Below are 651 nucleotides of genomic sequence, written 5' to 3' on the forward strand. Positions count from 1 at the left end.
CCGGGCGCACCTCTGAGGGCGGACCGCCGGGCCGGGCCTGTGGCCAGGGGCCCCGCCCGCCTCACACCGCCGCGGCGTCGGTCCGCAGCTCGACGCGCGGCCAGTCGGCGAGGTCGGCGAGCATCTGCCGGTCGTGGGTCACCACGACGACGGCCTGCTCCGTGACCTGCAGGGCCTCGGTCATCTCGTCCACGAGCGCGGGGGAGAGGTGGTTCGTCGGCTCGTCCAGCAGCAGCACGTGGGGGCGCTCGATGAGCACCATCGCCAGGTGCAGACGGGCCTGCTGCCCCTGGGACAGGCGTCCGACCGGGGTGTCCGCGGCCTCGGCGGTGAGCAGCCCGAGCGAGGGCAGCGTGGGGGCCGGCAGGGGACGGCCCAGGTCGTCGACGCCGGCCTCGTCCGCGCCGACGCGGCGCACGTGCTCCTCGAACACGGCGGCGGCGGTGCGCTCCTCGTCCCACGCGGGGGTCTCCTGCGCCACGAGGCGCACGCGCACGTCGGCGCCCACGGTCACCAAGCCGCTCGTGGGCTCCAGGTCCCCGGCGAGCACGCGCAGCAGCGTGGACTTCCCGGCCCCGTTCGGGCCCGTCACCAGCACGCGGCCGCCCGGCACGAGGGCCGCGCCCATCGGCTGCTCGAGCCGCCCGGCCA

The 651-nt window shown here is 77.4% G+C and carries 1 protein-coding gene; it reads right to left on the reverse strand.

What is annotated here, in order from left to right:
• Nucleotides 1–61: 61 nt before the first annotated feature.
• Nucleotides 62–651, reverse strand: a 590-nt coding sequence (locus HMPREF3105_RS01635; protein ID WP_141762387.1) for an ATP-binding cassette domain-containing protein, incomplete at its 5' end; no start/stop codon positions are given.

This window comes from Micrococcus sp. HMSC31B01 (genome assembly GCF_001816085.1).
In the GTDB taxonomy this organism is placed as follows: Bacteria; Actinomycetota; Actinomycetes; order Actinomycetales; family Micrococcaceae; genus Micrococcus; species Micrococcus luteus.